The organism is Nonomuraea marmarensis (assembly GCF_043197025.1).
In the GTDB taxonomy this organism is placed as follows: Bacteria; Actinomycetota; Actinomycetes; order Streptosporangiales; family Streptosporangiaceae; genus Nonomuraea; species Nonomuraea marmarensis.
Genome location: NZ_JBICRM010000001.1, coordinates 504,494 through 517,719, shown reverse-complemented (window position 1 = coordinate 517,719; position 13,226 = coordinate 504,494). Strand labels below are relative to the sequence as shown.

At 69.6% G+C, this 13,226-nt stretch carries 14 protein-coding genes and 1 tRNA gene; 9 read left to right on the top strand and 6 right to left on the bottom strand.

The genetic code is table 11. From position 1 onward, the window contains the following. The first annotated feature begins 6 nt into the window (after positions 1 to 6). Positions 7 to 453 carry a DUF1850 domain-containing protein gene (locus tag ACFLIM_RS02550; RefSeq protein ID WP_393161399.1) on the top strand — a complete coding sequence of 149 codons (447 nt, stop codon included), beginning with the start codon at positions 7 to 9 and terminating at the stop codon, positions 451 to 453. On the opposite strand, the gene ACFLIM_RS02545 is transcribed toward ACFLIM_RS02550, so the two are convergent. After that, the gene (locus tag ACFLIM_RS02545; protein WP_393161397.1) at positions 420 to 1,388 is read right to left on the bottom strand and encodes a magnesium transporter CorA family protein; all 969 of its coding nucleotides are present in this window, start codon (positions 1,386 to 1,388) and stop codon (positions 420 to 422) included. The two genes, ACFLIM_RS02550 and ACFLIM_RS02545, sit on opposite strands and share 34 nt — an antisense overlap. Next, on the bottom strand, positions 1,388 to 2,095 hold the full coding sequence (locus tag ACFLIM_RS02540) for a DUF72 domain-containing protein (protein ID WP_393161395.1): 708 nt from the start codon (positions 2,093 to 2,095) through the stop codon (positions 1,388 to 1,390). Before ACFLIM_RS02540 ends, ACFLIM_RS02545 begins: the two co-directional genes overlap by 1 nt. A gap of 74 nt (positions 2,096 to 2,169) precedes the next feature. On the opposite strand from ACFLIM_RS02540, the gene ACFLIM_RS02535 reads away from it, so the two are divergent. Beyond that, positions 2,170 to 3,525 carry a YibE/F family protein gene (locus ACFLIM_RS02535; RefSeq protein ID WP_393161393.1) on the top strand — a complete coding sequence of 452 codons (1,356 nt, stop codon included), beginning with the start codon at positions 2,170 to 2,172 and terminating at the stop codon, positions 3,523 to 3,525. 33 nt (positions 3,526 to 3,558) lie between these two features. Here the strand turns inward: ACFLIM_RS02535 and ACFLIM_RS02530 are convergent, their stop codons facing one another. Then, positions 3,559 to 4,452, bottom strand: a complete 894-nt coding sequence (locus ACFLIM_RS02530) for an NAD(+)/NADH kinase (RefSeq protein ID WP_393161391.1) — start codon at positions 4,450 to 4,452, stop codon at positions 3,559 to 3,561. 166 nt (positions 4,453 to 4,618) lie between these two features. Between ACFLIM_RS02530 and ACFLIM_RS02525 the strand changes: the two genes are divergently transcribed. Both ACFLIM_RS02525 and ACFLIM_RS02520 read left to right on the top strand, forming a co-directional pair. Beyond that, positions 4,619 to 8,101, top strand: a complete 3,483-nt coding sequence (locus ACFLIM_RS02525) for a S8 family serine peptidase (RefSeq protein WP_393161389.1) — start codon at positions 4,619 to 4,621, stop codon at positions 8,099 to 8,101. Between the two features lie 91 nt (positions 8,102 to 8,192). Then, a complete protein-coding gene (locus ACFLIM_RS02520) occupies positions 8,193 to 9,044 on the top strand; it encodes a DUF72 domain-containing protein (RefSeq protein ID WP_393161387.1) in 852 nt (283 codons plus the stop codon). 257 nt (positions 9,045 to 9,301) lie between these two features. Here the strand turns inward: ACFLIM_RS02520 and ACFLIM_RS02515 are convergent. Further along, positions 9,302 to 9,375 (bottom strand) — tRNA-Pro (locus ACFLIM_RS02515). A 231-nt stretch (positions 9,376 to 9,606) separates the two neighbouring features. Here ACFLIM_RS02515 and ACFLIM_RS02510 point away from each other — a divergent pair. From ACFLIM_RS02510 to ACFLIM_RS02495, 4 genes are all read left to right on the top strand, one after another. Next, entirely contained in the window at positions 9,607 to 10,032 is a 426-nt protein-coding gene (locus ACFLIM_RS02510) for a hypothetical protein (protein ID WP_393161385.1), read from the top strand. A gap of 70 nt (positions 10,033 to 10,102) precedes the next feature. Beyond that, positions 10,103 to 10,651 (top strand): hypothetical protein, encoded by a 549-nt coding sequence (locus ACFLIM_RS02505; RefSeq protein WP_393161383.1) that lies wholly within the window; start codon positions 10,103 to 10,105, stop codon positions 10,649 to 10,651. Between the two features lie 7 nt (positions 10,652 to 10,658). Further along, on the top strand, positions 10,659 to 11,273 hold the full coding sequence (locus tag ACFLIM_RS02500) for a hypothetical protein (RefSeq protein ID WP_393161382.1): 615 nt from the start codon (positions 10,659 to 10,661) through the stop codon (positions 11,271 to 11,273). A gap of 6 nt (positions 11,274 to 11,279) precedes the next feature. Next, positions 11,280 to 11,474: a hypothetical protein gene (locus ACFLIM_RS02495; protein ID WP_393161380.1), complete on the top strand. Its 195-nt coding sequence runs from the start codon at positions 11,280 to 11,282 to the stop codon at positions 11,472 to 11,474. A gap of 20 nt (positions 11,475 to 11,494) precedes the next feature. On the opposite strand, the gene ACFLIM_RS02490 is transcribed toward ACFLIM_RS02495, so the two are convergent. Then, a complete protein-coding gene (locus ACFLIM_RS02490) occupies positions 11,495 to 11,851 on the bottom strand; it encodes an ATP-binding protein (RefSeq protein WP_393161378.1) in 357 nt (118 codons plus the stop codon). Positions 11,852 to 11,923: 72 nt separating this feature from the next. After that, positions 11,924 to 12,694, bottom strand: coding sequence for a SigB/SigF/SigG family RNA polymerase sigma factor (locus ACFLIM_RS02485; RefSeq protein ID WP_393161376.1), 771 nt, complete (start codon positions 12,692 to 12,694; stop codon positions 11,924 to 11,926). Positions 12,695 to 12,869: 175 nt separating this feature from the next. Here ACFLIM_RS02485 and ACFLIM_RS02480 point away from each other — a divergent pair, with 175 nt between their 5' ends. Continuing rightward, a complete protein-coding gene (locus ACFLIM_RS02480; RefSeq protein WP_393161601.1) occupies positions 12,870 to 13,226 on the top strand; it encodes an STAS domain-containing protein in 357 nt (118 codons plus the stop codon).

The following is a 13,226-nucleotide window of genomic DNA, read 5'->3' as shown; positions in this document are numbered from 1 at the left end:
GCGGCGATGGCGCTCGGCTCCGGCGGCGCCGGGCGCCTCACCGTGAACGGCCTGCCCGTCGTCGCCGGCGCCTTCTCGATCGGGTACGTGCATTCGATCTACAAGGCGCCCTCCGCGGAGCTGTTCACCGTGGAGGGCCGTCGTTTCACCATGCGGGCGGTCGTCTCGACCAACGAGAGCGTCCTGGAGTACTACGCGGTCGAGGGGGCGCGTACCCGTACGCCGGACGGCCAGTGGGTGCTCCGCCTGGCGACGCCCGCCACGTACGACGAGTTGTCGCTGCTCACCACCTCGATCGGCCGCAGGACCCTCATCTCGGGCGGCCGCTGCCTGCCGCTCTACCCCGCCACGGGCGCCGCCGAGGTGCGGCTCGCGGTGGAGCTCACTCCCGACGTCCGCGGCGAGCCCTGCCGCCCGCCTTACAGCCAGTCCTTCTTCTTGAACACCGAGTAGAGCGCCACCGAGGTCACGGCCACCAGGACGCTGGAGATCCAGAATCCCCAGGTCTGCCCCGACCCGGGATAGGGCACGTTCTGGCCGTAGAAGCCGGTGATCATGGTGGGCACCGCGATGATCGCGGCCCAGCTGGTGACCCGCTTCATGATCTCGTTCAGCCGGAAGCCCTGCTGGGCGAGGCGGGTCTCGCGGACGTTCGCGAGCATGTCGCGGATCGACTCCACCCATTCCGTCACGCGCAGGACGTGGTCGTAGACGTCCTCGTAGTAGGGGGCCATCACGGGGTCGGCGATGAGGTCCTGGTCGCGGCGGAGCAGGGTGCCGACCACCTCGCGCATCGGCATCGTGATCTTGCGGAGCCTGGTGGTGTTCTTGCGCAGCACGTACATGGCGCGCTGCAGCTCCTTGCCGTCCCGCACCTCGTCCTCGAACAGCGACTCCTCCAGCGCCTCCGCCTGCCCGTCGAGGTCCTGGACCAGGTCGAACTGGCTGTCGACCACGTAGTCGAGCAGGCCGTGCAGCAGGAACGTCACGCCGTGCCCGGCCAGGCGGGAGGCGGCGTCCCAGCGCCTGACCACCTCGCCGAGGTCGAAGTGGTCGCTCTCGCGCACGGTCACCAGGGCGTTCTTGGTGACGAAGATGTTCACCTCGACGGGGTCGAGCCGGCCGTCGTCGAAATGCACCCCGTAAACGGTGATGAACAGGTGGTTATCGTAAATATCCACCTTCGGCCGCTGATGGTCGGAAAGCACGTCCTCGACGGCCAGCTCGTGCAGCCCGAGCTCCTCACCGATCACGCCCAGATCGGCGGGCGACGGCGAGCACAAGTCGAACCAGACCGTGTTGTCCGGATCCCCCACATAGTCGGAGACCTCCTCGATCGGAAACCCTTCCTTCTCGAGGACGCCATTCCGGTAAAGACGCGTGTGCACTAGGCGAGTCTGACAAATCGTCGCGCGTTCCGCACGGCCGCACCCCCCAGATCGTTGTTGAAGTAGACGTAGGCGTCCCGCCACCCCGCCTCCCGCACCCGCCCCGCCCACGTCTTCATGGCGGTGTCGCCATAGGCGACCCCGGCGGGCCCCTGGTGCATGCGCACGTAACCCCAGTCAGTGGTACGCCACAACGGGCTCTGCGGCTTGCCCAGCCGATCCCCCCAGCACAGGGCGGCCGCGTGGCTCCGCAGGATCTCGCGTACCTCCTCGGTCCACCAGGAGTCGTGCCGCGGCTCCACGGCCACCCGCACGCCCGCCGGAAAGCAGCCCAGGCACCGGTCGAGCCTGCCCGGATCGACCTTCAGCGTGGGCGGGAGCTGCAGCAGGATCGGCCCCAGCTTGTCCTTCAGCTCGGCGGCGGCCCCCATCAGCCGCGCAACCGGCTCCTCGGGATCGACCAGCCGCTTGATGTGGGTGAGGAACCTGCTGGCCTTGACCGCCATCACGAAACCGGGCGGCGTGCGGTCCCGCCAACCGGCGAACGACTCCGGCTTCGGCAGGCGGTAGAAGGCGTTGTTGCTCTCGACCGTGGCGAACTCCTCCGCGTACGTCTCCAGCCACAACCGCTGCGGCACGCCCTCCGGATACAGGACCCCGCGCCAGTCCTTGTACTGCCACCCGGAGGTGCCAACCAGCAACGTCATGCGTTGGCACTACCCCGTGCGGCGACGTGCAGTACTGTCCATGTTCATCACCCTTGGGGGAGGATCTTCACGCGATGGGCGCCAACCACGCTCACGGCACCGCCGTACCCAGTTCGCGGCGCACGGTGCTGGCCAGCCTGGCCGTGCTGGTGCCGCTGGCGATCGTCACGCTGGCGAGCCTGCTGTGGCTCTGGCCGGACGGGCCGCGGGACACCGGCACGCAACCGTCCTCCGTCGAGCGGCACGGCGGCACGGTCGCCGGCGTCACGCTCAAGCGCTGCCCGGCCGTCCCCGAAGGCGCGCCCCGGCCCGACCCCGCCACCTGCGGGAACGCCACCGTCAAGGTCAAGGACGGGCCTGACGTGGGCAAAGACATCACACTCCGGCTGCCCAGCGGTCCCGGGGCCCCGCGGTTCGCCGCGGACGACGAGGTGATCCTGCTGCGCGGCGCGGACGGGGCGTACCAGATCTCGGACCACGACCGGGCGACGCCTCTGTGGTTGTTCGGGGCGGCCTTCGCGCTGGCGGTGATCGCCTTCGGCCGCTGGCGGGGGGTGACGGCCCTGGTGGGGCTGGTGGTCACGTTCGTGCTGCTGCTGACGTTCGTGATCCCCGGCATCCTGGAGGGCAAGCCGCCCATGCTGGTGGCCATCGTGGGGGCGGCGGCGATCATGCTGGCGGTGCTCTACCTCACGCACGGCTTCTCGCTGCCCACCTCGATGGCCGTCCTGGGCACGCTGGCCAGCCTCGCTCTCACGGGCCTGCTGTCGTACGGCGCGCTGGGGTTCGCCCGGCTCAACGGCATCACCGACGACAGCGCGCTCGCCCTGGACATGAGCCTGTCGATCGACACGCAGGGGCTGCTGCTGGCCAGCATCATCATCGGCGCGCTGGGGGTGCTCGACGACGTCACGGTGACGCAGGCGGTGACGGTGGCCGAACTCGCCCAGGCCAACCCGTCGTACGGCTTCGCCCGCCTCTACCGCGCGGCCAGCCGCATCGGCCGGGCGCACATCGCCTCGGTGATCAACACGATCATCCTGGCGTACGCGGGGGCGTCGCTGCCGCTGCTGCTGCTGTTCAGCATCGGGAAGCAGCCGCTGGGGGACGTGATGACGACGCCGGTCATCGCGCAGGAGATCGTCCGCAGCATCGTCGGCACGCTGGGGCTGATCGCCGCCGTCCCCATCACCACCGCCCTGGCGGCCCTGACCGCCTCCCGCCGGCACCCCGCCGAGGAAACCCCGCAGGGCGGCTTCTTCGGACCCGACGCCCGGGACGAGCAGGGCGGCTTCTTCGACCCCCACCCCAGCCAGGACGGCCGTTCCGGCCAGGACGGCTTCTTCGAGCCCCAGGCACGCGACGAGCGCCCTGCCGATCGCGAGCCGTCCGAACGGCCCGCGCGCCACCGACGCCGCGCGAGCACCTGACCTCGCGGCAGCCACCGGGCCGGCGCGGATCACTCAGCCGTGGTGCTGATCACTCAACTCCGGCGCGGACCAGTCGACCTCGGCGCTGCCGTCCACCCGCAACTTGCGCCGGGCCCGCTCGTAGAAGGTGGTGCCGACCCGGACCACCTTCGCCGCCCCCGGCCAGGCGGCGACATGGACGGTGTCGCCGGGGCACAGATGCCCGACCACCCGCCCGTCGACCTCCACCGCCAGCCTCCCGCTGGTGGGCAGCACCTGCAGCGTCACCTCTTCGTCCGCGGGCAACACCAGTGCCCGGTTGAACGCCGAATGCGCCGCCGCGGGCACGACCAGCACCGCCTCCACCCGGGGCGACACGATCGGCCCTCCCGCGGAGAAGCTGTAGGCCGTGGACCCGGTGGTGGTGGCCACGATGACGGCGTCGGCGGCGTACCGGACGAAGGGGCTGCCCGACGGCGTGACGGACACGGCCGCGAGCCCGTCGCCCGGGATCCTGACCAGCGCGATGTCGTTGAACGCGGTCACCTCCGTGCCCCCGACCACGCTCCTGATCGCCATCCGCGGCTCGATCGTGTAGTGATGGCTGTCGATGGCCGAGAGCGTCGCCGCCAGATCGTCCACGTCGATCTCGGCCAGGAACCCGAGCCGCCCGAGATTGACCCCCAGGATCGGCGTCGGCCGCCCGGCCAGCAGCCGCATGGTGCGCAGCATCGTCCCGTCACCGCCGAGCCCGACCAGCAGATCGGCCCGCTCCACGAGCGTGACGGCATCGACGGGCACGGCGGTGCAGTCGATGCGCCCGACCTCCTCGGGCAGGCCGAGCACGGTGCTCCCATTGTCCCCGGCCCAGCGCAGGATGGTGTCTATCGCCTTCTTGGAGTCGCGCTGAGGATGCAACACCAGCCCGACCGTCCCGATCATGCCCATGCGACAACCCTATGCGGCCTCAGAGGCGAGCCCTACCACATGTTAAATCCTTTTTAAACGGTTCGTCCTAACTTGCGAAGAACCACAAGATCCCTCCACGATGCTCCCCGTGGGTTCACAAGATCCCGCACATTCCCTCCCAGCGGGCACCCCCCGAGGAGATCGTGTGTTCATTTCCAGCCCCTGGCGGGCGGTCCTGATCGGGACCGCCGCCCTCGCTCTGCTGATCCCCCAGGAGGTGGCGTCCGCCGCCGCTCCACCCGGGAAGATCGACCGGGCGGTCCAGGCCGACCTGTCCGCGGACGGCAAGGCAACTTTCTGGGTACGCATGAAGGCCGAGGCCGACCTGCGCTCGGCGCGTACGCAGAAGACCAAGGCCGGCAAGGCCAGGCAGGTCTACCGGACCAAGACGGAGACCGCCGACTCCTCCCAGGCTGGCCTGCGCAAGCTCCTCAAAGCCGCGCACGCGGACTTCACCCCGTTCTGGATCGTCAACACGGTCAAGGTGACCGGCGACGCGGAGCTGGCGGCCGAGATCGCCGAGCTTCCCGAGGTCGAGCAGGTCGAGCCCGACAGGACCCTCGCGTTACCCGACCCGCTGCCGGGTAGGCCCCAGGCCGCCGCCGGCCCGGTCGAGTGGAACATCGACCGCGTGAACGCCCCCAAGGTGTGGGACGAGCTCGGCGACCACGGTGAGGGCATCGTCGTCGCCAGCCTCGACAGCGGCGTGCAATGGGACCACCCCGCGCTGGTCTCCCGCTATCGCGGCACGAAAGCCGACGGCGTCGATCACGACTACAACTGGTTCGACCCGGCGGGCGACTGCCCGGCCGGCACGCCGTGCGACGATCGCGGCCACGGCACCCACGTCATGGGCACGATGATCGGCGGCGACGGGATCGGCGTCGCGCCGGGAGCCCAGTGGATCACGGCGAAGGCCTGCGGCCTCGGCGGCTGCCCGCAGTACTCGCTGCTGGCGGCAGGCCAGTGGATCCTCGCGCCCACCGACCTGAGCGGCCAGAACCCGCGTCCCGACCTCGCGCCCGACATCGTCAACAACTCCTGGGGCAGCTCGGGCATCAACCTCTGGTACGACGAGATCGTCGAGTCGTGGGTGGCCGCCGGCATCTTCCCCGCGTTCTCCAACGGGAACGAGGGTCCCGAATGCGGCACCACCGGCACACCCGGTGGATACGTCGCGAGCTACAGCGCCGGATCGTTCGGCGCCAGCGGCGCCATCATGCCAGAATCCTCCCGCGGCCCCGGCGAGAACGGCGAGATCAAGCCGAACATCGCCGCGCCCGGCGTCGACATCCGCTCGGCCGTGCCCGGCAACGGCTACGGCATCAAGTCCGGCACCTCGATGGCCAGCCCGCACGTCGCCGCGACCGTGGCGCTGATGTGGTCGGCCTCCCCCTACCTGCGCGGCGACGTGGAGGCCACCCGGGCACTGCTCGACGGCACCGCGGCCGACGTCGACAACACCACCTGCGGCGGCACGGCGGCGGACAACTTCGTCTGGGGCGAGGGGCGGCTCGACGCCTACGCTGCGGTCCGCGCCACCCCGTCCGGGGAGCTGGGCACGCTGACCGGCACGATCACCTCGGAGGGCTCCCCGGTGGCGGGCGCGACGGTCAGCGTCTCCGGCCCGCTCAGCCGTAGCGTCCCCACCGGTCAGGACGGCTCGTACACGCTGCCCCGGCTGCTCAGCGGCGACTACCAGATCATGGTCGGCAAGTTCGGGTACGACGACGCCACCGCGTCCGTCACCGTCTCCACCGACCAGACGGTGACCAAGGACCTGCCGCTGACCCCGCAGCCCATGAGCACGGTGTCCGGCACGGTCACCACCGTCGGCCTGCCCGAGGCGGGCGCCACGGTGACCGCGACGGGCACCCCGGCCAGCGCGATCACCGACGCCGAGGGCCACTACCGGCTCGAACTGCCCCACAAGGACTACGACCTCAAGGTCACGGCGAGTTCGCTCTGCACGCAGGACGCCACCGTACCCGTCAGCGTGACCGGTGACCTGACCATGGACATCGAGTTGCCGAGCAACATCGACGCGTTCGGCCACACCTGCAGGAGCGGCGCCGAGGCGTACGTCGAGGGCACCACCCTGGAGCCGCTAACCTCCGACGACGAATCCCAGACGATCACGCTGCCGTTCGCCTTCCCCTTCTATGGCAAGACGTACACCACCGGCATCGTCAGCACCAACGGGTTCATGACGTTCGGCGACAACCGCTACTCCTTCCCGAACAACACCTCCCTGCCCTCCGGCGACCTGCTCAACGCCGGCGTCTACCCGTACTGGGACGACCTGGCGCTGGACGAGAAGGGCGGGCTCTACACCGCCACCATCGGGACCGCGCCCAACCGCACCTTCGTCCTCGAATGGCGCAACGCGAGGATCTACAACGCCGACGAGTACTTCTCGTTCGAGGCACTGATCGGCGAGGACGGCTCGATCGGGTACCGCTACCGCGGGATCCACAGCGCCCGCGCGGCGGGCGAGAGCGCCACGATCGGCATCGAGAACGCGGACGGCACGGACGCGCTCCAGTACTCCGCCGACACCGCCGCCATCGCCGACGGCCAGAGCCTGACCTTCGCCGCCCGGCGGCACGGGCTGGTGACCGGCACCGTCACCGACGCGAACGACGGCAAGCCGCTGGCGGGCGCGACGGTCAAGGTGGGCGACGCGGCCACCTTCACAACCGGCGCCGACGGCACGTTCCTCGGCCAAGTGGTCGCCGGCGACCACCAGGTGGAGACGTCGGCGGAGAACTACGGCACCCTCACCAAGGAGGTCACCGTCGCGCCCGGCGAGCGGAACCGGCTCGACCTCGCCCTCACCACCGGCCGGGTGACGGCGTCGACCCGCGAGCTCACCCTCGTCGTGCCGCCCACCGCCACCAGGAAGGGCACGGTCGAGCTGGCCAACCTGGGCGCCGGCACGACCTACACCGTCGAGACCGCCGACCCCTGGCTGGCCGTGACCCCGGCCGGCGGGCAGCTCGCGGCGGGCGAGTCCGTGAAGCTGCGGGTCACCGCGTCCAGCTCGGGGATGGCGCCCGGCAGCGTCCGAACCGGCACGCTGGTGGTGCGCTCGGCGAGCGGCCGCGACCCGGCGTTCCCGATCGTCGTGCACGTCGTGGTGCCGGAGTTCCAGGCCGCCGTCGAGGCCGGCGGCTCCAGCAGCGTCACCGACTCCGCCGGCGACACCTGGCGGGCCGACCGGGAGTACCGCCCGGGCGGGTACGGCTACGTGGGCGGCAAGGCGAGCACCTCCCGCGAACCGATCAAGGGCACCACCGAGCAGGCTCTCTACCGGAGCGCCCGCGAGGGTGTGCGCGAGTACCGGTTCGACCACGTCCCCGACGGCGTCTACACCGTCGAGCTGGGCTTCGCCGAGACCCAGTACAAGCACCCCGGGAAGCGGGTCTTCGACGTCGCCATCGAGGGCGAGCCCGCGATCCAGGCGCTCGACCTGGCCCGGGAGGCCGGGCCGAACACCGCGGTCAGCCGCCAGTACACGGTGCAGGTCACCGACGGGCGTCTCGACGTGCGGTTCACCGCACGCACCGGCACTCCCATCGTCAACTCGATCCGCGTCACCGAGCGCCCCGACAAGGCCACCCGGTAACCGCCCTGCCGCGCGGCCCGGGCCGCGCGGCAGGCCCGATCTCCCGGTGAGGACTTCGATCATCGCGCAGACCTCCGATACCGTCGGAATCATGCGGCTTCATGTGGGATGCGCGATGTGGACTCACGCCCGCTGGCAGGGACGCCTCCTCCCTGACCAGCTCCCGCCCAAGGAGCGCCTGCGCGCCTATGCGACCTGGTGCGACGCGGTGGAGGGCAACACGACGTTCTACGCGACTCCGGCGCGCACCACGGTGGAGTCATGGGCCCGCCAGACCACCCCGGACTTCCGCTTCGTGATCAAACTCCCCAAGCCGATCACCCACGAGCACCGCCTGACCGGCGCGGAAGCCGAGCTCAAGGCATTCCTGGAGGCGATCGAGCCACTCGGCCCCAGAACCCACGCCCTCTGGATCCAGCTTCCCAGTTCCTTCGCCCCCACCGACCTCGGCACCCTGGCGACCTTCCTCCACCGGCTCCCGCGCTTGTACAAGTACGCCGTGGAAGTCCGTCACCGCGCCTTCTTCGCGGACGAGCGTGCCGAACGGCTCCTCGAACGCGTCCTCGCGGGCACCGGCACCGAATGGGTTCCCTTCGACACCACCACCCTCTTCCAGAGCCCGCCGACCAGCGACGCCGAACGCGACGCGTGGACCAAGAAGCCCCGCCTCCCCCGCCGCTCACGCGCCCTCACCGACCGCCCGATCATCCGCTACCTCGGCCGGGACGCCACCGACCGCACGATCGAGGGCTGGCAACCGTGGGTCGCCAAGGTCACGGAGTGGCTGCGCGAAGGCCGTTCGCCGACCGTGTTCATCCACACCCCGGACAACGCCGACGCGCCGACGCTCGCCCGCCGCTTCCACGACGAGGTACGGGCCCACCTCCCCGAGCTCGCCCCACTCCCTGAGCCGATGCCGAACGAGCCACTGACCCTCTTCTGAGCTTCTGAGCGGCCATGAACGTCCAGGCCGGACCAGACGGAAGCCCGCATTCGCGCCGCAGGAGGATGGAGCTCAAAGCATCTCAAGTGGGACACAACGGGTACCCGTCTGACAAAGGGCGATATTTAAAGCAGAGCCGGATTAATGGCGGCACGCAGCTCTTCGTCCGTCCAAATGCGCCTGGAAGCGGAACGTCGCACGAGAAAACATTAAGGGGCCTGATCACCAAGAACTGGTGATCAGACCCCTTCCGCGTGTCGGGGTAACCGGATTCGAACCGATGACCTCCTGACCCCCAGTCAGGCGCCCTACCAAGCTGGGCCATACCCCGGAAGTTGTGCTCAGAGCCGCGGTGAACGACGTGTTTCCCTCGGTTGCGCAGGAGAAACACTACCACGAGTTCGTAAGGGACGAGGTTCGTCACGTCGGTGCCCGAGCCCCATCGCGGGCGCGGACGGGCCGGCCCCGGCCTACCTGAGTTCAACCGGAGTTTTCGCTATCGTGAACCATCTGCGGCGCGATCTTTCTGTCCGCGCGTGCGCCGAGAGGGTGGAGGTGGCCGGTGGGGCGGAAACCGACCATTGATCGGAAGGAGCTGGCGAGGCTGGTCGCCGGGGGGATGAGCGTCCAGGAGCTGGCCGCTCACTTCGGGGTCAGCGAGTCGGGGGTGCTGCAGGCCAAGCGGGCCGCCGGGCTGGCCAAGCCGATGCTCGACCACAGCGGCGCCGTACCGTGGAAGCTCGCCCGCGCGCACACCCAGTCCGGGCCCGCCACCAACCTGCGCAACCTGTCGGCGGCCGCCCAGGGCAAGCCGCCCGCGGCCGAGCGGTTGAACACCGCGCTGCGATGGGCTCAGCGGCTCGTCGACGAAGGGCTCGACGTGCGGTACGACGTGGCGGAAGGGTTCAGTGAGGTCCCCGCTCCACCAGCGGGCTCACATGTCGCAGCCGTGCTCGCCGCGGCCAGGAAGGGCCTCGAAGCCCGCTGACGGCGCGAGTTTCGACCTGCCTGTTCGAGGGAAGGCGCTGGTCTCGACACAGAGACCGGAGGCGAACATCATGACCACCTTCATCTGGGTGGCCGTCGTCGTGGTCGCGGTGGTGGCGCTCGCCGCAGTGGGTTATGTCGTGCTGCAGCAGCAAAGGCGCCGCAACCATCTCCGCGAACGTTTCGGCCCGGAGTACGAACGCGCCGTCGCCGAGCATGACAACCGGCGGGAGGCGGAGCAGGAGCTGCTCAGCCGCGAACAGCGGCATTCCGAGCTCGACATCCGGCCGCTGACGGAGGAGTCTCGCGACACCTACGCCCACCGGTGGACCGAGGTACAGGAACGCTTCGTGGACGCCCCCGGGTTCGCGGTGACCGAGGCCGATCAGCTGGTCACGGCGGTCATGGCGGAGCGGGGTTACCCGACGGAGGACTTCGAACAGCGGCTGTCCGACCTGTCGGTGGGGCACGCGGCGACTCTCGATCACTACAGGACGGCTCACGAGATCAGCGGGCGGGCGGCCAGGAAGGAGGCCTCCACGGAGGAGCTCCGGCAGGCCATGGTGCACTACCGCGCGCTGTTCGAGGAGCTGCTGCAAGCGACCACGCGAGGACGGTGAAAGAGATATGAGCAGCGACGAGCTGAGAGTGCCGTCGCAACGCACCGACGAGGACGAGGCCGACGAGCCCGAACTGCGGTCCCCCCGCGTCGACGACGAGTACGCGGCCGCCGTCCCCGGCGCCGTGACCAGCCCCGAGGAAGAAGACGACGACACCCCCTATCGCGACCCGTACGCCGGGACCGGCGGCGACATGCTGGCCGAGCCCGAGCCCGAGCCCGAGCCCGAGCACCAGCCCGACCCGGCGCACACCCCGGCCGTATCAGACGAGGCCCCGGCCCCGGCCGTTTCCGGCGAGGCCCCCGCCCACGCCGCCCCCGACGACGTCGCCCTGTTCGATCAGGACCCCATCCAGGTGCAGGCCCGCTGGCGCGACCTGCAGGCGTCCTTCGTCGACGACCCCAGTGAGGCGGTCGAGCGCGCGGACGGGCTGGTCGGCGAGGTGGTGGAGTCCCTCACCAGCACCCTGGCCAACCGCACGGACGCCCTGCGCGACCGCTGGCAGGGCACCGACACTCCCGACACCGAGCAACTGCGCCTGGCGCTGCGCGAATACAGGAACGTCCTGGAGCGACTGCTCGCCCTGTCCAGCGAGAGCCCTCCGAGTCAGGGAATGAGGTGATTTGACATGCTCGCGATAGTCGCAGCGATCATCTTCGGGCTGGGATTCCTGCTCGACCTGATCGGCACGCGGGTTCCCGGGTTCTCCGGCATGACGTTCGCGCTGCTGGGGCTGACCCTGCTGGCCCTGCACCAGGCAGGCGTCGGCAAGGCCTCCATCCGTACCGGCTACAGCAACTGGCGCGGCCGTACCCGCCGTTAGAGAAGCAAGGCGCTTCCCCGTCAGCCCTTGCCGGGGAAGCGCATGATCACGGTGCTGCCGCCGCTGCCGGCGCGCAGGGTCAGCTCGGAGGAGAGCAGGCGGGCCACCCACAACCCCATGCCACCCACGGAGCCCGGCATAGGGCCGGGCTTCCACACGCCGTCGTCGTGGATCTCGACGACCAGGTCGCCGCTCGCCGCCCAGGTACGCAGGAAGGCGTGGTCGGCGCCGTGGGTGACGGCGTTGGTCGCCACCTCGTTGACGGCGATGACGAAGTCGCCGACGGATTCCTCGGGCATTCCGGCGGCGCGGCCTTCGTCCTCAGCGAACTGCCGGACCTGTGGCAGGTCCGGCAGTCGGAAACGGAGCTCCTTCACGGGCGCGCCGGGTGGCGGGCTCGTGTGGCCCGACTGAGGCTCTACGTCCTCGTTCACCCGGCGACCGCCATCTCAGCCGACCAGCTCGGAGCGTAGCTGGTCGAGAACCTTGCGGAGGATGCGCGAGACGTGCATCTGGGATATCCCGAACTCGGCGGCGATCTCGGCCTGCGTCATGTTGCCGAAGAAACGCAGCAGCAGGATGTGCTTCTCGCGGGAGGGCAGCGCGTCGATGAGCGGTTTGACGGCTTCCCTGTCGACCATGTTGCTCAGTGTGTCGTCGTCCTCCGGGATGACGTCGCCGAGCGAGGCGGCGTCATCGTCGGTGCCGAGCGGCGCGTCGAGTGACAACGTGCTGTACGCGGCGGAGGCGTCGAGTGTGAGCAGGACGTCCTCCTCGGTGATGTTCATCTTGGCGGCCAGCTCGGCCACCGTCGGCGACCTGCCGAGGTCCTGGCTGAGGTCGGCGACGAGCCTGTTGAGCTCCGAGCGTCGCTCCTGGTAGAGGCGGGGCACCCGGATGGCCCAGGTGCGGTCGCGGAAGTGCCGCTTGACCTCGCCGGTCATCGTCACGACCGCATAGCCTCTGAACGCGTGTCCGAGGCTCGGGTCGAAGCCGTTGACGGCTTTCATCAGGCCAACATACGCGGCTTGGAGGAGATCCTCCAAAGGTTCGCCGCGGTAGCGGTATCGCCTGGCGATCTCCATGGCGAGCGGCCGGTGCATCTCGACGATGCGCTCGCGCAGCCGCTCCTTGTGGCTGCCGGGGGTGTCCTCCCTGGCCATTTCGGCCAGGAGGTCTTCAGCTGTCATCTCCTCGAGGTCGTATTCCTGCACAGCCATCGCTGCTCCTCATATGGATCGCAGGCGGCCTCTCCTCAGCAGAAAAGCCCAGGCAGAGGCGCGCCTCGCTCTACTCTCGAGACGAAAGCCCTCTGCTGGACTTCGGTCCCAGTCTCCCCCGTACCGCGCGAAGTATTCCTCCCTGCTCCGGTGACAGTAGGGTTGCTCCGTGACAATGCCGGAGAACGGCGAGGGGCACGTGGCGGCCCTGAGCCTGACGTCGTCGACCGTAGGCGAGATCACCGTGATCACCGTCGACGGCGTGCTCGACGCCACGACGCGCGAGCAGTTCGCCGATTACCTGTCGATGGCGGGCTCGGACCTGATTCTTGACCTGGCCGGTGTGACGTTCATGGACTCGCGCGCGCTCGGGCTGATCGTGCACCACTGGCAGACGAGCCTGGCCAAGGGCGCCAAGTTCGCGCTGATCGGGGTCGAATACTCCAAGTCGAAGGTCATGTGGATCACCGGGCTGGCGCAGCGCCTGCCGCTCTACGACACCCTCGACGACGCCCTGGCCGCCATTGGGTAG